The 14,338-nt window shown below is 68.0% G+C and carries 12 protein-coding genes; 9 read left to right on the top strand and 3 right to left on the bottom strand.

Translation table 11 applies throughout. From position 1 onward, the window contains the following. Nucleotides 1–20: 20 nt before the first annotated feature. Entirely contained in the window at nucleotides 21–821 is an 801-nt protein-coding gene (locus ACXJ1Z_RS03675) for an IclR family transcriptional regulator (RefSeq protein WP_463779608.1), read from the top strand. On the opposite strand, the gene ACXJ1Z_RS03670 is transcribed toward ACXJ1Z_RS03675, so the two are convergent. Both ACXJ1Z_RS03670 and ACXJ1Z_RS03665 read right to left on the bottom strand, forming a co-directional pair. Next, on the bottom strand, nucleotides 818–1,879 hold the full coding sequence (locus tag ACXJ1Z_RS03670; protein ID WP_463779606.1) for a glycosyltransferase family 4 protein: 1,062 nt from the start codon (nucleotides 1,877–1,879) through the stop codon (nucleotides 818–820). The genes ACXJ1Z_RS03675 and ACXJ1Z_RS03670 overlap by 4 nt on opposite strands. Further along, nucleotides 1,876–2,712 carry a UDP-2,3-diacylglucosamine diphosphatase gene (locus ACXJ1Z_RS03665; RefSeq protein WP_463781162.1) on the bottom strand — a complete coding sequence of 279 codons (837 nt, stop codon included), beginning with the start codon at nucleotides 2,710–2,712 and terminating at the stop codon, nucleotides 1,876–1,878. Before ACXJ1Z_RS03665 ends, ACXJ1Z_RS03670 begins: the two co-directional genes overlap by 4 nt. 291 nt (nucleotides 2,713–3,003) lie before the next feature. On the opposite strand from ACXJ1Z_RS03665, the gene ACXJ1Z_RS03660 reads away from it, so the two are divergent. After that, nucleotides 3,004–3,678 carry a response regulator transcription factor gene (locus ACXJ1Z_RS03660; RefSeq protein ID WP_463779605.1) on the top strand — a complete coding sequence of 225 codons (675 nt, stop codon included), beginning with the start codon at nucleotides 3,004–3,006 and terminating at the stop codon, nucleotides 3,676–3,678. Nucleotides 3,679–4,198: 520 nt separating this feature from the next. Here the strand turns inward: ACXJ1Z_RS03660 and ACXJ1Z_RS03655 are convergent. Further along, nucleotides 4,199–6,757, bottom strand: a complete 2,559-nt coding sequence (locus ACXJ1Z_RS03655) for a TonB-dependent receptor (protein WP_463779604.1) — start codon at nucleotides 6,755–6,757, stop codon at nucleotides 4,199–4,201. A gap of 295 nt (nucleotides 6,758–7,052) precedes the next feature. Between ACXJ1Z_RS03655 and ACXJ1Z_RS03650 the strand changes: the two genes are divergently transcribed. From ACXJ1Z_RS03650 to ACXJ1Z_RS03620, 7 genes are read left to right on the top strand one after another with little or no spacing between them, the layout of a single operon-like run. Next, nucleotides 7,053–7,379 (top strand): TrbC/VirB2 family protein, encoded by a 327-nt coding sequence (locus ACXJ1Z_RS03650; protein ID WP_463779603.1) that lies wholly within the window; start codon nucleotides 7,053–7,055, stop codon nucleotides 7,377–7,379. Further along, nucleotides 7,379–7,660 (top strand): VirB3 family type IV secretion system protein, encoded by a 282-nt coding sequence (locus ACXJ1Z_RS03645; RefSeq protein WP_463779601.1) that lies wholly within the window; start codon nucleotides 7,379–7,381, stop codon nucleotides 7,658–7,660. The genes ACXJ1Z_RS03650 and ACXJ1Z_RS03645 overlap by 1 nt, the downstream gene beginning before the upstream one ends. Nucleotides 7,661–7,677: 17 nt before the next feature. Then, nucleotides 7,678–10,083: a VirB4 family type IV secretion/conjugal transfer ATPase gene (locus ACXJ1Z_RS03640; RefSeq protein ID WP_463779600.1), complete on the top strand. Its 2,406-nt coding sequence runs from the start codon at nucleotides 7,678–7,680 to the stop codon at nucleotides 10,081–10,083. After that, entirely contained in the window at nucleotides 10,083–11,333 is a 1,251-nt protein-coding gene (locus ACXJ1Z_RS03635; RefSeq protein ID WP_463779598.1) for a TrbL/VirB6 family protein, read from the top strand. The genes ACXJ1Z_RS03640 and ACXJ1Z_RS03635 overlap by 1 nt, the downstream gene beginning before the upstream one ends. Next, nucleotides 11,330–12,199 (top strand): TrbG/VirB9 family P-type conjugative transfer protein, encoded by an 870-nt coding sequence (locus ACXJ1Z_RS03630; protein WP_463779596.1) that lies wholly within the window; start codon nucleotides 11,330–11,332, stop codon nucleotides 12,197–12,199. The genes ACXJ1Z_RS03635 and ACXJ1Z_RS03630 overlap by 4 nt, the downstream gene beginning before the upstream one ends. Before the next feature lie 3 nt (nucleotides 12,200–12,202). Beyond that, nucleotides 12,203–13,294: a TraB/TrbI/VirB10 family type IV secretion system protein gene (locus tag ACXJ1Z_RS03625; protein WP_463779594.1), complete on the top strand. Its 1,092-nt coding sequence runs from the start codon at nucleotides 12,203–12,205 to the stop codon at nucleotides 13,292–13,294. Between the two features lie 3 nt (nucleotides 13,295–13,297). Further along, on the top strand, nucleotides 13,298–14,326 hold the full coding sequence (locus ACXJ1Z_RS03620) for an ATPase, T2SS/T4P/T4SS family (RefSeq protein ID WP_463779592.1): 1,029 nt from the start codon (nucleotides 13,298–13,300) through the stop codon (nucleotides 14,324–14,326). Nucleotides 14,327–14,338: the final 12 nt, after the last annotated feature.

The raw sequence follows: 14,338 nt of genomic DNA, 5'->3' as shown, positions 1-14,338 counted from the left end.
ACTTCAGCCGGGGCCCGCCTTTGATCGACGATACCGCCAACACTGCAGAAGAGCGCCGCGCCGGGTCGCCGCAGTCGGTGACGCGCGTCATCCGCCTGCTCGAAGCGCTGTGCGCCAGTGCCGACCCGCTGTCGCTGGCCGATCTCAGCCGCCGGCTCGATACGCCCAAGAGCAGCCTTGCCGCGCTGTTGCGCGGGCTGGCGGAGGAGGACTTCGTCTCGCCCGCGGACGGTGCCTGGCGATTGGGTCCAGGTGCGTTCGGGTTGGCCAGCGCGATCACCGAGGCACGCCGACGGTTGCACTCGTCCGATCTCATCCGCGACGGCATGCGGCGGCTGGCGGAGCGCGCGCAGGAGACTGTGCTGCTGGCGGTGGGCGATATCGAGGGCGACCAGCTTACTTACGTCGACATGGTCGAGAGCCGCCATGCCGTGCGATATGCGGTCGCGACCGGCGACCGGCGGCCGCTTTACGCCACCGCCGGTGGGCGGGCCTTGCTGGCGACTTGTTCGCCCGAAGCGGTAGCGCTTTACCTCAAGCGCGTGCGGCCCGAGCGATTCACCCCCGCCACCGATACCGCCCTGCCGGACTTGACGGCCGCCATCGAAGCGGCGCGGCAGGTCGGTTATGCGCAGACGGTGGATCAGGCGGCGGACGGTGTGACCGGCACCGCCGCGATCATCCGGGATGCGGCGGGCGGCATCGTCGGTGCGCTGGTGATCGCCGCGCCCAGCACCCGCACGCAAGGCCGCCTGGCCGAGCTTGCCCGCATGGTGCAGACCGAGGCGGCGGCGATTTCGCGCAGCCTGGGTTTCCGCTAGGCCGCGCGCCTGCGGGCGCTGCCGTTCAGCGCGAAGGTCAGCGCCTGTTCGAACTGGTCGGTCGCGCGATCCCACGAGAAGCGCGAGCCGAGACTGGCCGCAGCGCCGCGATCGATCGCCAGCGCCCCGTCGATGGCGCGCTCCAGGCTCTCGTCGATCGCCCCGGCGGCCTGTGGCAGGGCAGGCTCGCCGCGTCCGTCACGGCCCAGAATATCGAGCGGACCGGTGACCGGATAGGCCGCCACGGGCACGCCGCAGGCCAGCGCCTCGATCACCACCAGCCCGAAGGTGTCGGTGCGGCTGGGAAACACGAAGCAGTCCGCCGCGCGATACGCGCTCGCCAGGGCCTCGCCCGAGAGTGCGCCCAGGAACACCGCGCGTGGATACTTGCGCTGCAAGCCGGCCAGCGCGGGCCCATCGCCGACGACGACCTTGGTTCCGGGCACGTCGGCGTCGAGGAACGCGGCGAGGTTCTTTTCGGCGGCGACCCGGCCGACGTTGAGCAACACGGGGCCGGTGAGGCGCGCCATCGCCGGGTGGCGGGCGCCTTCGGGCCGGAACAGCCGGTCGTCGATACCCCGGCTCCAGGCCATCGTCGGCCCGATGCCGCGGCGTTCGAGTTCGGCCGCCAGACTTCGGGTGGAAACCAGCACCGCGCTGCTGGGCGCATGAAAGCGGCGCATGATCGGCCAGAACCGCTCGGCGCTGATGCCGGTGCGCACCGCCGCGTATTCGGGAAAGCGCGTGTGGAAGGCCGAAGTGAACGGCACCCCGCGCGACAGGCACCAGCCACGCGCGGCCCAGCCGATCGGTCCTTCGGTGGCGATGTGCACCAGTTCGGGCGCCATGGCATCGAGCATCCGGCGCACGCCGAACCGGGGGGCCATCGCCACCCGGATCGAGGGGTAGCCCGGCATCGGCACCGTCAGGAAGCGATCCGGCGCGATCACCTCGACGGCGTGACCGCGCGTGCGCAGCACGGCGAGGGTGGTCGAGAGCGACCGGACGACACCATTGACCTGCGGCGTCCAGGCGTCGGTGGCGATCGCGAGGTTCACGCGCTCGCCCCGGCCTCGGCTTCCCGTTCGAAGCGCACCGAAGCCTCGGCCGCCTTTTCCGCCGCCCAGTCGACGATGACGATGGCGCCCATCGCGTCCTCGGTCAGCGCGGTGCAGCTTTCGACCCAGTCGCCATCGTTGTAATACGTGATGCCGCCGAACTCGCGGATCTCGGCGCAGTGGATGTGGCCGCAGACGACGCCGTCCAGCCCGCGCGCGATCGCTTCCTGCGCCACCGCCTCCTCGTAGCTGGAGACGAACGCCACCGCGTTCTTGACCTTCTTTTTCATGTAGGCGGACAGCGACCAGTACGGCAGCTTGAACCGGCGGCGTATCGCGTTGAACACGATGTTGGCGCGCAGCAGCAGGCCGTATGCCTTGTCGCCCAGGAAGGCGAGCCAGCGGGCATAGAGCACCACGCCGTCGAAGGCGTCGCCATGCGTCACCAGCAGCTTGCGGCCATCGGCGGTCTCGTGGATGGCTTCGAGCACCAGCTCGACCCCGCCGAAGCTCATCCCGGCATAGTCGCGCAGCATCTCGTCGTGGTTGCCGGCGATGAACACCACGCGGGTGCCGCGATGCGCCATCTTGAGGATGCGACGCACGACTTCGTTGTGCGCGTCGGGCCAGTACCAGCCCTTGCGCAGGCGCCAGCCGTCGACGATGTCGCCGACGAGGTACAGCGTCTGGCATTCGATCGAGCGCAGGAAATCGACCAGCATCTCGGCGTTGCAGCCCTTGGTGCCCAGGTGCACGTCGGAGATCCACACGGTGCGGTACTTGCGCTTGGGCCGGAACGACTTGGGGTCCGGCAAGTCGAGCCAATCGGGGATCTTCCCTTTGGCGGACGGGTCGGCAAGCGGGGCGAAGCGGGTCAGCAGGCTGGCGGCGGCAGTTTGCGTCGGGGTCTGCACGGGGGCGATCTCCTTTGCTGCGACCTCGACGATTACGGCGTTCGGGTGGCGCCGCGATGACGTTTCGCGGTCACTTCGATGACACTGCGGTCTGATGGGCGCGGGCTGGATCCGGCATCGGCCCCGGCGTCGTCGATCTGTCACCCGCCCGTCATAAAACGGCGCCAGAGGTGCGTCGTACCGGCATGTGGCGAGGGTAGTGCAACGACAATGCAGCGCATCGACATCCTGCTGACGGGTGAGCTGGAGGGCGGTTTCGCACCATTCCGCCATGGCGACCTCGAACTTGTCCTGCATCGCTGGGCGACGTCAGCGCAGTTGCCCTTGATCGATGGCGCGCTGTGGGCCTTCGTCGACTGGGTGTTGCCCGATATGTCGGGGCTCGAACTCTGCCGGCGGCTGCGCTGCGATCCGCACACCGCATCCGCGCATGTCACCATCGTGCTCGAAGAAGACGATCGCGAAGACCGCAAGCGCGCCTTGCGCACCGGCGCGGACGATTACATCGTCGGCCCGCTGACCCGCACCGCCTTGCTCGATCGGGTGCTGTCCGGGCATGGAGCCGAGCCGGCCGAGGCGAACGGTCGTAACGTCGCTCTTGGCGAACTGGTGATCGACATTCCGGCTTATCAGGCGCGCTGGCGAGACCGCGCCATCGCGCTGATGCCCAACGAATTTCGCCTGCTGCGCTATTTCGTCGAGCATCCCGGGCGTGTCTTCACCCGCACGCAATTGATCAGCGCGCTGGGCAAGCAGGAGCCCGCGATCGACGAGCGTACGGTCGACGTGTGGATCGGCCGCCTGCGCCGCGCGCTCAAGGCGGCGGGGGCGGGCAACCCGCTGCGCACCGTACGATCGCTGGGCTACGTCTTCGACCGCGCTTGACAAAGCGAACCCATTAGGTTATATGCTGCGGCACTGGAGCAGGTCTCGGCCTGATCCGGTAAACGGCGGGTGCGGGTGGTGTGTAGCTGACGCCAACTGACCCGCACCGTGCGGCCGGCGCTTCACAGACGGGCGCCTGCACCCGATGCGACTGCATGACGACCGGCATCCGGCGGTACGCCCGCAGGCTCTCCCGATCGTTCAAACCGGCGGCGTTTTGCGAACCTTTCGCCGCCGGGGCATCGCATGACAAGAAGGTCGAGTTGACGGTCCGCTTACGCGCTTCCCCCGTCGGCCGGTCGCGAGATGGAACGTGAGCCAAGCCTGTCGTGCCAGGCACCCCGCGCCGGCCGCAACGTCCGCCGTGTGTTTCCCCTGGCGTAACCCCGCGCTCGCCGGCGGGCGCATCCGTTTGCCCACCCGCTCTTCGCATGCAAAAAAAAAGCCCGGCGCGCATGATTGCGGCCGGGCCTTGAGGCGTCATTCGGGAAGGCGAGGGTACACCTCCCCAGGGTGGAACTCAGAAGTTGACGGTGGCTTCTACGCCGAACGTGCGCGGTGCGTTGAAGTTGCCGTAGTCGCCCAGCACGTTGGCGATCGAGCCGTTGGTCAGGCTGGTGGTCGGCGTGCCCGGCAGGCTGTTCGACGGGTCGCGGCGGAAGATGTACTGTTCGTTGAACACGTTGCGACCCCAGACCGAGACGGTCACCCGCTGGCCACCCTGGCCCATCTGGATGTCCGCCACCGACAGGCGGGCGTTGACCAGGAAGGACTTCTCGGCCTTGTCCTGGAACTGGTCGAACGCCTGTGTTGCCTGCGAGTAGTTCGCGTCGGCATGGAACTTGAGCGAGGCGTCGTTGAAGCCCAGCGGCAATTCGTAGTCTAGCGAGCCGCTCGCCGCGTTGCGCGGGGTGAACGGGATGTAGAACTGCTGCAGCACCGGCGTCGAGGTCACCGCGCCGACCGTGAACGAGATCGGCACCAGCGGCACCTTGGTGTAGGTGTAGGCGTAGGAAGCGCCCAGCGTCAGGCCCTCGGTCGGGCGCAGCGTCAGGTCGGCTTCGATACCGCGGATCTTGGTCGTGCCCTCGGCGTTGATGGTGCGCAGGACGTTGACGTTGCTGCCGCCAGCGGGCTGGATGTAGCTGATGTCGATCTGGCTGTCCTTGCGGTCCATGATGTAGCCGGCCAGGTTCAGGCGCGCCTTTCGATCCCAGAAGTCCGCCTTCAGGCCCACTTCGTAGGACTTCACGTCCTCGGGATCGAACGCCTGGTAGTTCGCGGTGCGCGAGCTGGCGCCGCCGGCGCGGTAGCCGGTGGCATACTTGGCATAGACGTGAACATCGGCGTTCACGTCATAGGCGAGCGTCGCCATCGGGTTGAAGCGGTGCCACTTCTTGTCGAGCGGGGTGTAGCCGTTTCCGGCGACGATCGCGGCGTTGCTCGCCAGTCCGTAATTGACGTTGCGGAAGAACAGCAGGTCGCCGCGCTTCTTGTCTTCGGTATAGCGCGCGCCGACGGTCAGGTGCAGCGCGTCGGTGGCGTTCCAGGTTGCCTGGCCGTAAGCAGCATAGCTCTTGGACCGCACTTCCGAAGCGCGATCGATCGAGCGGAAGCCCGGCTGTGAGCCGAAGCCGCCCGAACCGCGGAACGGATCGAGGATCGTATAGACCGGCTGGCCGGCGGCGTTGAGGTAAACGCCGTTCGAGTTCGGGGTCGCCGCGTCATCGCTGACATGTTCGTTAAAGTAGAACAGGCCCGCGACGTAATCGACGGTGCCGACCGTGCCGACGGCCTGCAGTTCCTGGCTGAACTGGCGCTGGCGCAGCCCGGCGAGGCTGTAGCGGCTGAAGGCGCAGGGTGCGGCCTGGGTGCAGGCGGCGGTCAGGTTGACCACCGGCACGCGGTGCGCGCCGCCCGAGTTGTCGTACTGGTCGACATCGACGCCGCGCCAGGCGGTGATCGAACGCAGCTCGATCTCGGGTGAGATCGTCCAGCGCAGGTTGTTGGTGAAGCCGTGCGTCTTGTCGGTGCTGACGCGCTGCGGCACGCCGATGTCGGCGACCTTCTGGCGGCTGTCGCCATTGACGACGACGCCGGGCAGCAGCGGCTTGACCGGGCCACCGGTCAGCGTGGTGTAGGGCGCGCCGGGCAGGGTGCAGTTGGGCGAGTTGGCGATGGGTCCGTTGACGCAGTTGTTGGGGTTGTAATTCAGCAACTGGCTGTAGAACGGCGTGTTCTCATCCTTGGCGACATCGTACGAGAAGTCGTTGGTGATGTCGGGCGTGATCTTCCAGCGGGCCGAGACGCGCAGGCCCTGGCGATCGTACTGGTTGAAGCCGGCCTCGCCTGCGAGCGGGTTCTTGGTGGTCGGACCCTGCTTCTGCTTCACGCCGTCGATCTTCAGGCTGATGCCGTAGAACTCTGGCAGGTTGACGTGCGCGTCGATGGTGTTCGAACCATAGTTGCCCACGCCGCCGCTGATGCGGCCGCCGAACTCGCCGGTCGGCTGTGCCGACACGATCGAGAGTGCGCCGCCTTCGGTGTTGCGGCCGAACAGGGTGCCTTGCGGGCCCTTGAGGACTTCGATGCGCGCGACGTCGAACAGCGCGGCGTTGAGGCCGTGCTGGCGGCCCAGATACACGCCGTCGACATAGATGCCGACGCCCTGTTCGCGCGCGGGCTGGTTGGCGTCGAGCGGCACGATGCCGCGGATGCCGATGGTGAGTGCGGACTGGCGCGCCTCGAACGTGGCGATGCGGAGCGACGGGATGCCGCCGTCGGCCAGGTCGTAGAGGCTCTGGACGTGGCGCTTCTTGAAGTCTTCCTGGCTCAGCACCGAGATCGCGATCGGGGTCGACTGCAGGTTCGTCTCGCGCTTGGTGGCGGTGACGACGATGTCGGTCAGGCCGGTGGAATCGCGACCGTTGGGATCCGCCTCGGCGCCGGCGGCAGCTTCATCCGCGGCAGCTGCGGCTGCGGGGGCGTCGGCCGTGGCGGCCAGCGAAGGCGTGGCGGTCAGCGCCAGCGAAGCGCCTCCGATCATGAGCCACGAACGGAATGTTGTGGAACGGATCATCGCAAGAAATACCCCCTGGAAAACGGTGCTGGGCGGACAATCGTGTCTGCTGCTGCGCGGCCTCTAGAGCGGGGCGATGACAGTTTGCTGGCAGTTGCATGACACTTTCATGTCTGTCCCGATGTGCAGCATCCGCGCCACACGCCGGGCGGGGGCATGGTCGGCGGCGCCGTCATACCGCTGACGCAAAGGTGACCGATGGACCGTCGTTCGCGCGCACACCTAGGTAGGTGGGTCACCCATGTGACACCAAGAATGTGCAGAATGGCTTTACCGCATGATTCGGACGGAAAAGATGCAAACGACGACATTTCTTCGCCTCTCCCAGCCTATCGTGATCGCCGCCGCACTCGCTCTGTCGGATGCCGCGCACGCACAGGCGGTTGCCGCGCCCGATCCGGCGGGAAGCGGCCCGATCGTGGCCGCGCTAGGCTGGTTGCAAGGCACGCTCCTTGGTAACGTGGCGACGGCGGTGGCCGTGATGGCCGTTGCCGCGGTGGGTTTCATGATGCTGACAGGCCGGATGAACTGGCGTTTCGGGGCGACGGTGATCGTCGGCTGCTTCGTGCTGTTCGGCGCGGGCGCGATCGTGTCCGGCATCCAGTCGGCGGCGGTGGGCTGATGGCCTTGGCTCGCTACACCGTGCACCGTGCGCTGACCCGTCCGCAGATGTTCGCGGGCGTGACGTACAGCTATTTCATCATCAACGCGGCGGTGACGACGGAAGTGTTCCTCATCACCAAGAGCTTCTGGGCGCTGCCGGCGGCGGCCGCCATGCACGGTGTCGGCTATCTCGCCTGCCTGCGCGAGCCGCGGGTGTTCGATCTGTGGATCGCCAAAGTCAGCAAGTGCCCGCGCGTACCCAATTGGTCGCGCTGGGGCTGCAACAGCTACGCGCCTTGAGCGCGAGAGGATCGGTCATGGCCAAGCAACTCAAAGCCTGGGGCAAGAAGGAAGCCATGGCGGGCGACCGCCTGCCGTACCTCTCGCTGGTGGACGACAACGTCGTGCTGCTGCGCGATGGATCGGTGATGTGCGCGCTGATGGTGCCCGGCTTCGCGTTCGAGACCGCCGACACCGACGAACTCAACGCCCATGCCGCCACGCGCGAGGTGCTGCTGCGCTCCTCGCTCGATGCGCGGTTCGTGCTGTACCATCACGTGATCCGCCGCCGGGTCGAGATCGAGATGGAGAGCCAGTTCTCCGACCCGCTGACCGCGCACATCGACGCGCGCTGGCGCCAGCGGACCAGCTCGGGCGCGCTGTTCGTCAACGATCAGTTCGTCACGCTGGTGCGTCGTCCCGCGCGCGGCAAGGCGGGCTGGGCCGACAGGCTTTCGCGCATGATGAAGCGCAGCGGGACTGGCCCGGTCAAGGCAGACGTCGGCGACATACGCGCTCTGCGTGCCGCCGCCAGCGCCATGACCGCCTCGCTGGGCGCCTATGGTGCGCGGCTGCTTGGCGATTACGAGAGCCAGGCCGGACGCTGCTCCGAAGTGCTGGAATTGCTCAGCGCGCTCTACAACGGCGAGATGCGCCCGGTGCGCCGCCCGGCGGATGATACCGACATCGGCCACATGCTGCCGTATCACCGCATCAACTTCGGCATGGACGCGCTCGAATTGCGCAAGCCCGAAGGCCTGAGCTTCGGCTCGCTGGTCAGCCTCAAGGATTACCCGGACTCCACCGCGCCGGGCCTCACCGACCCGCTGCTGCGCCTGGGGTGCGAGATGGTGCTGACCGAGACATACGCCCCCGCCGACCGCCAGGTCGCACGTGAGCGGATCGACTTGTCCATCCGTCGCCTCAAGTCCGCCGACGAGGAAGCCTTGGCCGAGCGCCGCGAGATGACCTCGGCCCGCGATGCGCTGGGCACCGGCGCGGTCGGCTTTGGCGATCACCACCTCTCGGTGCTGGTGCGCGCGCCCAGTCTCGACCAACTGGATGAAGCCACCGCGCTGTGCACTGCCGCCTTGGCCGATGCCGGTGCGGTCGCAGTGCGCGAGGACGTCAACCTCGAGCCCGCATTCTGGGGCCAGATGCCCGGCAACGAGAGCTTCATCGTGCGCCGCGCGCTGATCTCCAGCGCCAACATGGCTTGCTTCGGCTCGCTTCACGGCTTCGCCATGGGGCAGGCGAGCGGCAACCACTGGGGCGAGGCGGTGACGCTGCTCGCCACCACCAGCCAGACGCCGTTCTTCTTCAACTTCCACCAGGGCGACCTCGGCAATTTCACCGTCATCGGCCCCTCGGGTTCGGGCAAGACGGTGGTGATGAACTTTCTCGCCGCCCAAGCGCAGAAGTACGATCCGCGCATGATCCTGTTCGACAAGGATCGCGGCGCCGAAGTGTTCATCCGCGGCATCGGCGGCAACTACAGCCGCATCGCGTCGGGCCAGCCGAGCGGCTTCAACCCGCTGTCGCTGCCCGACACCGCCACCAACCGCGCGTTCCTGCGTGACTGGCTCGGTGTGCTGCTGCAGGCGCATGGCCCTGAGGAACTGGCGACGATCGCCGGCGCGGTCGACGCGGCCTACCACAACGATCCCTCGCTGCGCCGCCTCTCGCATTTCCGCGAGCTGCTCGCCGGCTCGCGCCGCCCTGAAGCGGGCGACCTCGCCTCGCGCCTCGACGCCTGGCTCGTCGGCGGGGAGCATGGCTGGTTGTTCGACAACGCGGTCGACAAGCTCGACCTGTCCGCGCGCAAGCTCGGCTTCGACATGACCGCGCTGCTGGAAAGCCCGCGCCTGCGCACGCCGACGATGATGTACCTGTTCCACCGCATTGAGGAGCGCCTCGACGGTGAACCGACGATGATCCTGATCGACGAGGGCTGGAAGGCGCTCGACGACGAGATCTTCGCCGCGCGCATCCGCGATTGGCTCAAGACCCTGCGCAAAAGGAACGCGCTGGTCGGGTTCGCCACGCAGTCGGCGCGCGACGCGCTGGACAGCAAGATCGCCACCGCGTTGGTCGAGCAGACCGCGACGATGCTGTTCATGCCGAACGCCCGCGCGCGGCCCGAGGATTACTGCGAAGGGTTCGGCCTGTCCAAGCATGAGCTCGACGTCATCCGCACGCTGCCCGCGCAGTCGCGCTGCTTCCTGATCCGCCAGTCGGACGCCTCGGTCGTCGTCCGGCTCGACCTATCGGGCATGCCCGAGGTGCTGACCGTCCTGTCCGGCCGCGAAAGCACCGTGCGCAAGCTCGACCAGCTACGCGAGCGTTATGGCGATGCGCCGTCGGCGTGGTTCCCCGTCCTCACCGGCATGGAATGGCCCGATGACGCCGAGGATGTCGCCTTGTGGTCCGAGGCTGCCGAATAATGGCCAGCGCCTGCGATCAACTCACCCAGGTGGCCTCCGCCGGCGTCGGGCCTGCGCTTCGCGCGGTCGACTGCATTGCGGGTGAGACCACCGCCGCCGCGTTCGGTCGCCTGTTCGGCGCGCACGGGGCGATGGGGCCGGTGCTCACGATCCTGCTGACGCTCTACATTGCCTTCTTCGCGATCTCGCTGCTGACCGGGCGCTCGACGTTGGGCATCTCGGCACTGACGCCGCGCATGCTGACGCTGGGGCTGGTGCTCACGTTCGCGACCAGCTGGATCGCCTACCAGGGCGTGATGTGGAACCTGGCGGTCGGCGGTCCCGACTGGATCGCCTCGCTGCTGACCGGCACGAGCGGATCGGCGACGCAGATCTTCGGCGACCGTATCGACCTGATCTTCGGCGCAATCGCCGACAGCGCCAGCGCCGGCCAGCCAAGCGGCGCCCAGGCCGCCGGGCAAGTCGCCGGCGCCGCCGCCGCCGCCGCCGGATCGGCGCAAGGCCCGTTCACGCCCGAAAGCGTCATGTGGATGGGCGGGCTGTTGCTGCTGCTCGGCACCGTGGGCATGCTGCTGACCGCGCGGATCGCGCTTGCGGTGCTGATGGCGCTCGGCCCGATCTTCGTCGTGATGGCCCTGTTCAACGGCACGCGCGGCCTCACCGCCGGCTGGCTGCGCGGCGTGGTGCTGACCGCGATCACGCCGCTGTTCGTCGTGCTGGGCGGCAGCATTACCCTGGAACTGCTGGTGCCGATCGTGCGCTCGCTCTCGAGCAACCTCGTCGATATCGATGGCCGTGCGGCGATGGCGCTGTTCCTGGTGGCGGCCGTGCACTGTGCGCTGATGGTGATGGTGTTCAAGGTTGCCGGCACGATGGTTTCGGGCTGGCAGGTCTTCGGCCTCGGCAAGTCGGACAGGGACGCCGGCCTTGCCGGTGCGGCCGCGCAGGCTGCGGCGCTCGCGCCCGCCCATGGTACTTCCATGGCGGCGAGCGATGCGGCGGCGCAGTCCTCGCGCCGGGCCGCGCTCACCGCCGCGATCGGCATGCCGGTCGAGATGGTTCAGCCGCAGGACGGCGGCGGTCGTTCGGGTGAGCGCCCCACCCACGTCACCCAAATCAGCGGCGGCGGCATCGCGCCGCTCGCCCCCGGCGGCGCCAGCCGCGCCAAGGGCATCGGCAGCCGCTTTCGCGCTTCCAACGATATCGGCAGGGGCTCATCGGGGCGCCCGCCAAAGGAGATGATACGATGATCCGCGGCCTCTTCCTCGCCGCCACCGCCCTCGTTTCCATGAGCGCGCTTCCGGCTGCGGCCGCCCCCGGTTCCCATGGCGACGATCGTCTGGTCCAGCATATGTACACCGAGAACGAGGTGGTGCGGATCGATGGCCGTACCGGCGTGCAGGCGACGATCACCTTCGGCGCTGGCGAAGCGATCGAGAACGTCGCGGTCGGCGACAGCGCGGCATGGCAGATCACGCCCAACAAGCGGGCCGACGTGCTGTTCGTCAAGCCGATCGAGAGCGGCGCGCGCACCAACATGACCGTAGTGACCGATCGCCACACCTACTTCTTCGATCTCGTCGCCTCGCCCAAGGCAAGGCCGGTGTACCTGCTGCGCTTCACCTATCGCGACGTGCCCAAGCCCAAGGCCGACGGTGCCACGCTCGCCGCGCTGACGCCGGCCGAGCAGGCGGCGCTGGGCGGCAATCCGGGTGAGACCCCGGTGGACCCGGCGGCGCTGAACTTCGCTTGGCGGCCCAAGGGCGATAGCCGGATCCTGCCGGCGCGCATCTACGACGACGGCAACGCGACGTACCTGCTGTGGGGCGAAAAAAGCGAAGTCCCCGCGATCCTCGTGCTGAACGAGAAAGGCGAGGAGGGCGCGGTGAACTATTCCGTGCGTGGCCGCACCATCGTCGTCGACGACGTGCCGCGCGCGATCGTGCTGCGTTCGGGCAAGTCACAGGCGACGCTGTCGAACGAGCGCCCGGCGGGGCCGGCGACGCCGGCGATGAACGCCGGAACCGTGCCGGTGACCGGCGAACCGGCGGCGGCCGGGACGGCCCCGGCTTCGGTCGTCGCCGCCGCTTCCACGATGCCTGTCCGGGGAAACTGATCCATGGCTCCCAATACCGTCCTGCGTGAGCGTATCGACACCGATCGGGCCCGCGACCCGCGCGAACAGGGTGGCGCGCAGATCATCGATCTGGCTACCCGCAACGTCCTCCCCTCGGTCACCCAGCGCAAGAAGGCCGACGGCCTCGGCCTCGTCGCCGGACTGGCCATCGTCGCGGCGCTGGGCGGACTTACCCTGTGGTCGATGGATGCGGCGCGCAATGCCACGCCCAAGCCGGTGGCGCCGGTGGCTCCGGCGCCGGTCGTGATGCCGGCGGGCGCGATCACGCCGGTGCCCTCGGCTCCGATCGTCTCTCCCGATGGTATGGCCGCGCCGTTGAACGCACCCGCGCCCCAAGCCGTGCTCGCCGCATCGCCCAACGCGGCGATGAACCCGCAGGGCAATCCGGCCGCCAGCCCGACGGTGGTGTTCGATGCCGTCGGCACCTCGGCGCCCGAAGCGGCCACCGGCAAGGGCGACTTCAAGCCCGGCACCGCCAACGAGGATTTCGCCGCGCGCCTGGGCGGGCTTGGCGGATCGAGCGCGTCGGCCTCTCGCAGCTTCGATCCGGCGACCACGGTAACCCAAGGCACGCTGATCCCGGCGGTGCTGGAAACCGCGATCGACACCGACGTGCCCGGCTTCGTGCGCGCTATCGTCAGCACCGATGTACGCAGCTTCGATGGTCGCAGCGTGCTGGTCCCGCGTTCCTCGCGGCTGATCGGCCAGTACAAGAGCGGGCTGACAGCAGGCCAGAAGCGCGCCTACGTCATCTGGACGCGGCTCATCCGCCCCGATGGCGTATCGGTCGACCTCGGCTCGCCGGCGATTGCGTTCGGAGGCGAGACCGGCCTTGCCGGGAAGGTCAACACGCACTTCTTCGAGCGGTTCGGCTCGGCGGCCTTGCTGTCGGTGGTGGGTGGTCTGACCAACCTGATCGGCAACAACTCGTCGGTCATTGTCGGCGGCGGTCAGTCGGCGGCGGCGGCGGCAGTGCAGCAAAGCGGAACCGTGGGCCCGACGATCCGCGTGCGCCAGGGTGAGCCGATCCGGGTGTTCACCGCCAAGGATCTCGATTTCTCGAAGGCGAAGTAAGCGATGGCCGATGTCCATGCCCTGCCCAAGCGCGAGAACACCGAGCTGGTGACTACGCCCGCGGCATCGCGCAGCGTCTATCTCGATGCATACCTTGCACCGCTTCGGCCCTGGCTCGAGCGTGAGACGGTGACCGAGATCCTGGTCAACCGCCCCGGCGAGGTGTGGATCGAGGATGCCGACCATGCCGGCATGCAATGCGTGATGGTACCAGCCATGGACAACCAGCTGCTGCAGCGACTGGCCGAGCAAGTCGCGCGCGTCAGCCATCAGGGTATCAATCGCGAACATCCGCTGCTCTCGGCCACGCTTCCGGCGCTGGCGGGGCAATCGGGCGCGCGCATCCAGCTGGTCGGTCCGCCAGCCACTCGCGCAAACTGGGCGATGGCGATACGCCGCCACCGCCTGCTTGAACTGCCGCTCGATGCCTACGATCGCGGGCCGATCACGATCGCGCCCGAAATGCCTGCGCCCGATCCGCTGGTGACGCCGATCGCGTTTCTTCGCGATGCGATCCGGCGGCGCCGCACGATCCTGATTTCGGGCGGCACATCGACCGGCAAGACTACGTTCCTCAACGCGATGCTCACCGAGATCCCCGAGCACGAGCGGGTGGTGCTGGTCGAGGACACCGCCGAACTGCGCCTGCCGGGCACGAACGGCGTGGGCCTGATCGCGGTGAAGGGCGAACTGGGCGAGGCCAAGGTCTCGGCCAACGATCTGCTCCAGGCCGCGCTGCGCCTGCGGCCCGATCGCATCGTGCTGGGCGAGCTGCGCGGCACCGAGACGGTCAGCTTCCTGCGAGCGATCAACACCGGACATCCCGGCTCGTTCTCGACCGTCCATGCCAACAGCCCGCGCGGCGCGCTGGAACAGATCGCGTTGATGAGCATGCAGACCGGTATCGGCCTGACCCGCAGCGAAACACTGGAATATGCCGCCAGCGTCATCGACATCGTCGTCCAGCTCGACCGGCACGAGGGCAAGCGCGGGATCGCGATGATCGCCGAGAGCCGCTCGCTGGTAAGCTGATCGGGCGCCGGG

The sequence above is a fragment of the Novosphingobium sp. TK46 genome, from assembly GCF_055361525.1.
Note: the sequence above shows the minus strand (reverse complement) of the source record. Positions and strands in the feature narration are given on the sequence as shown.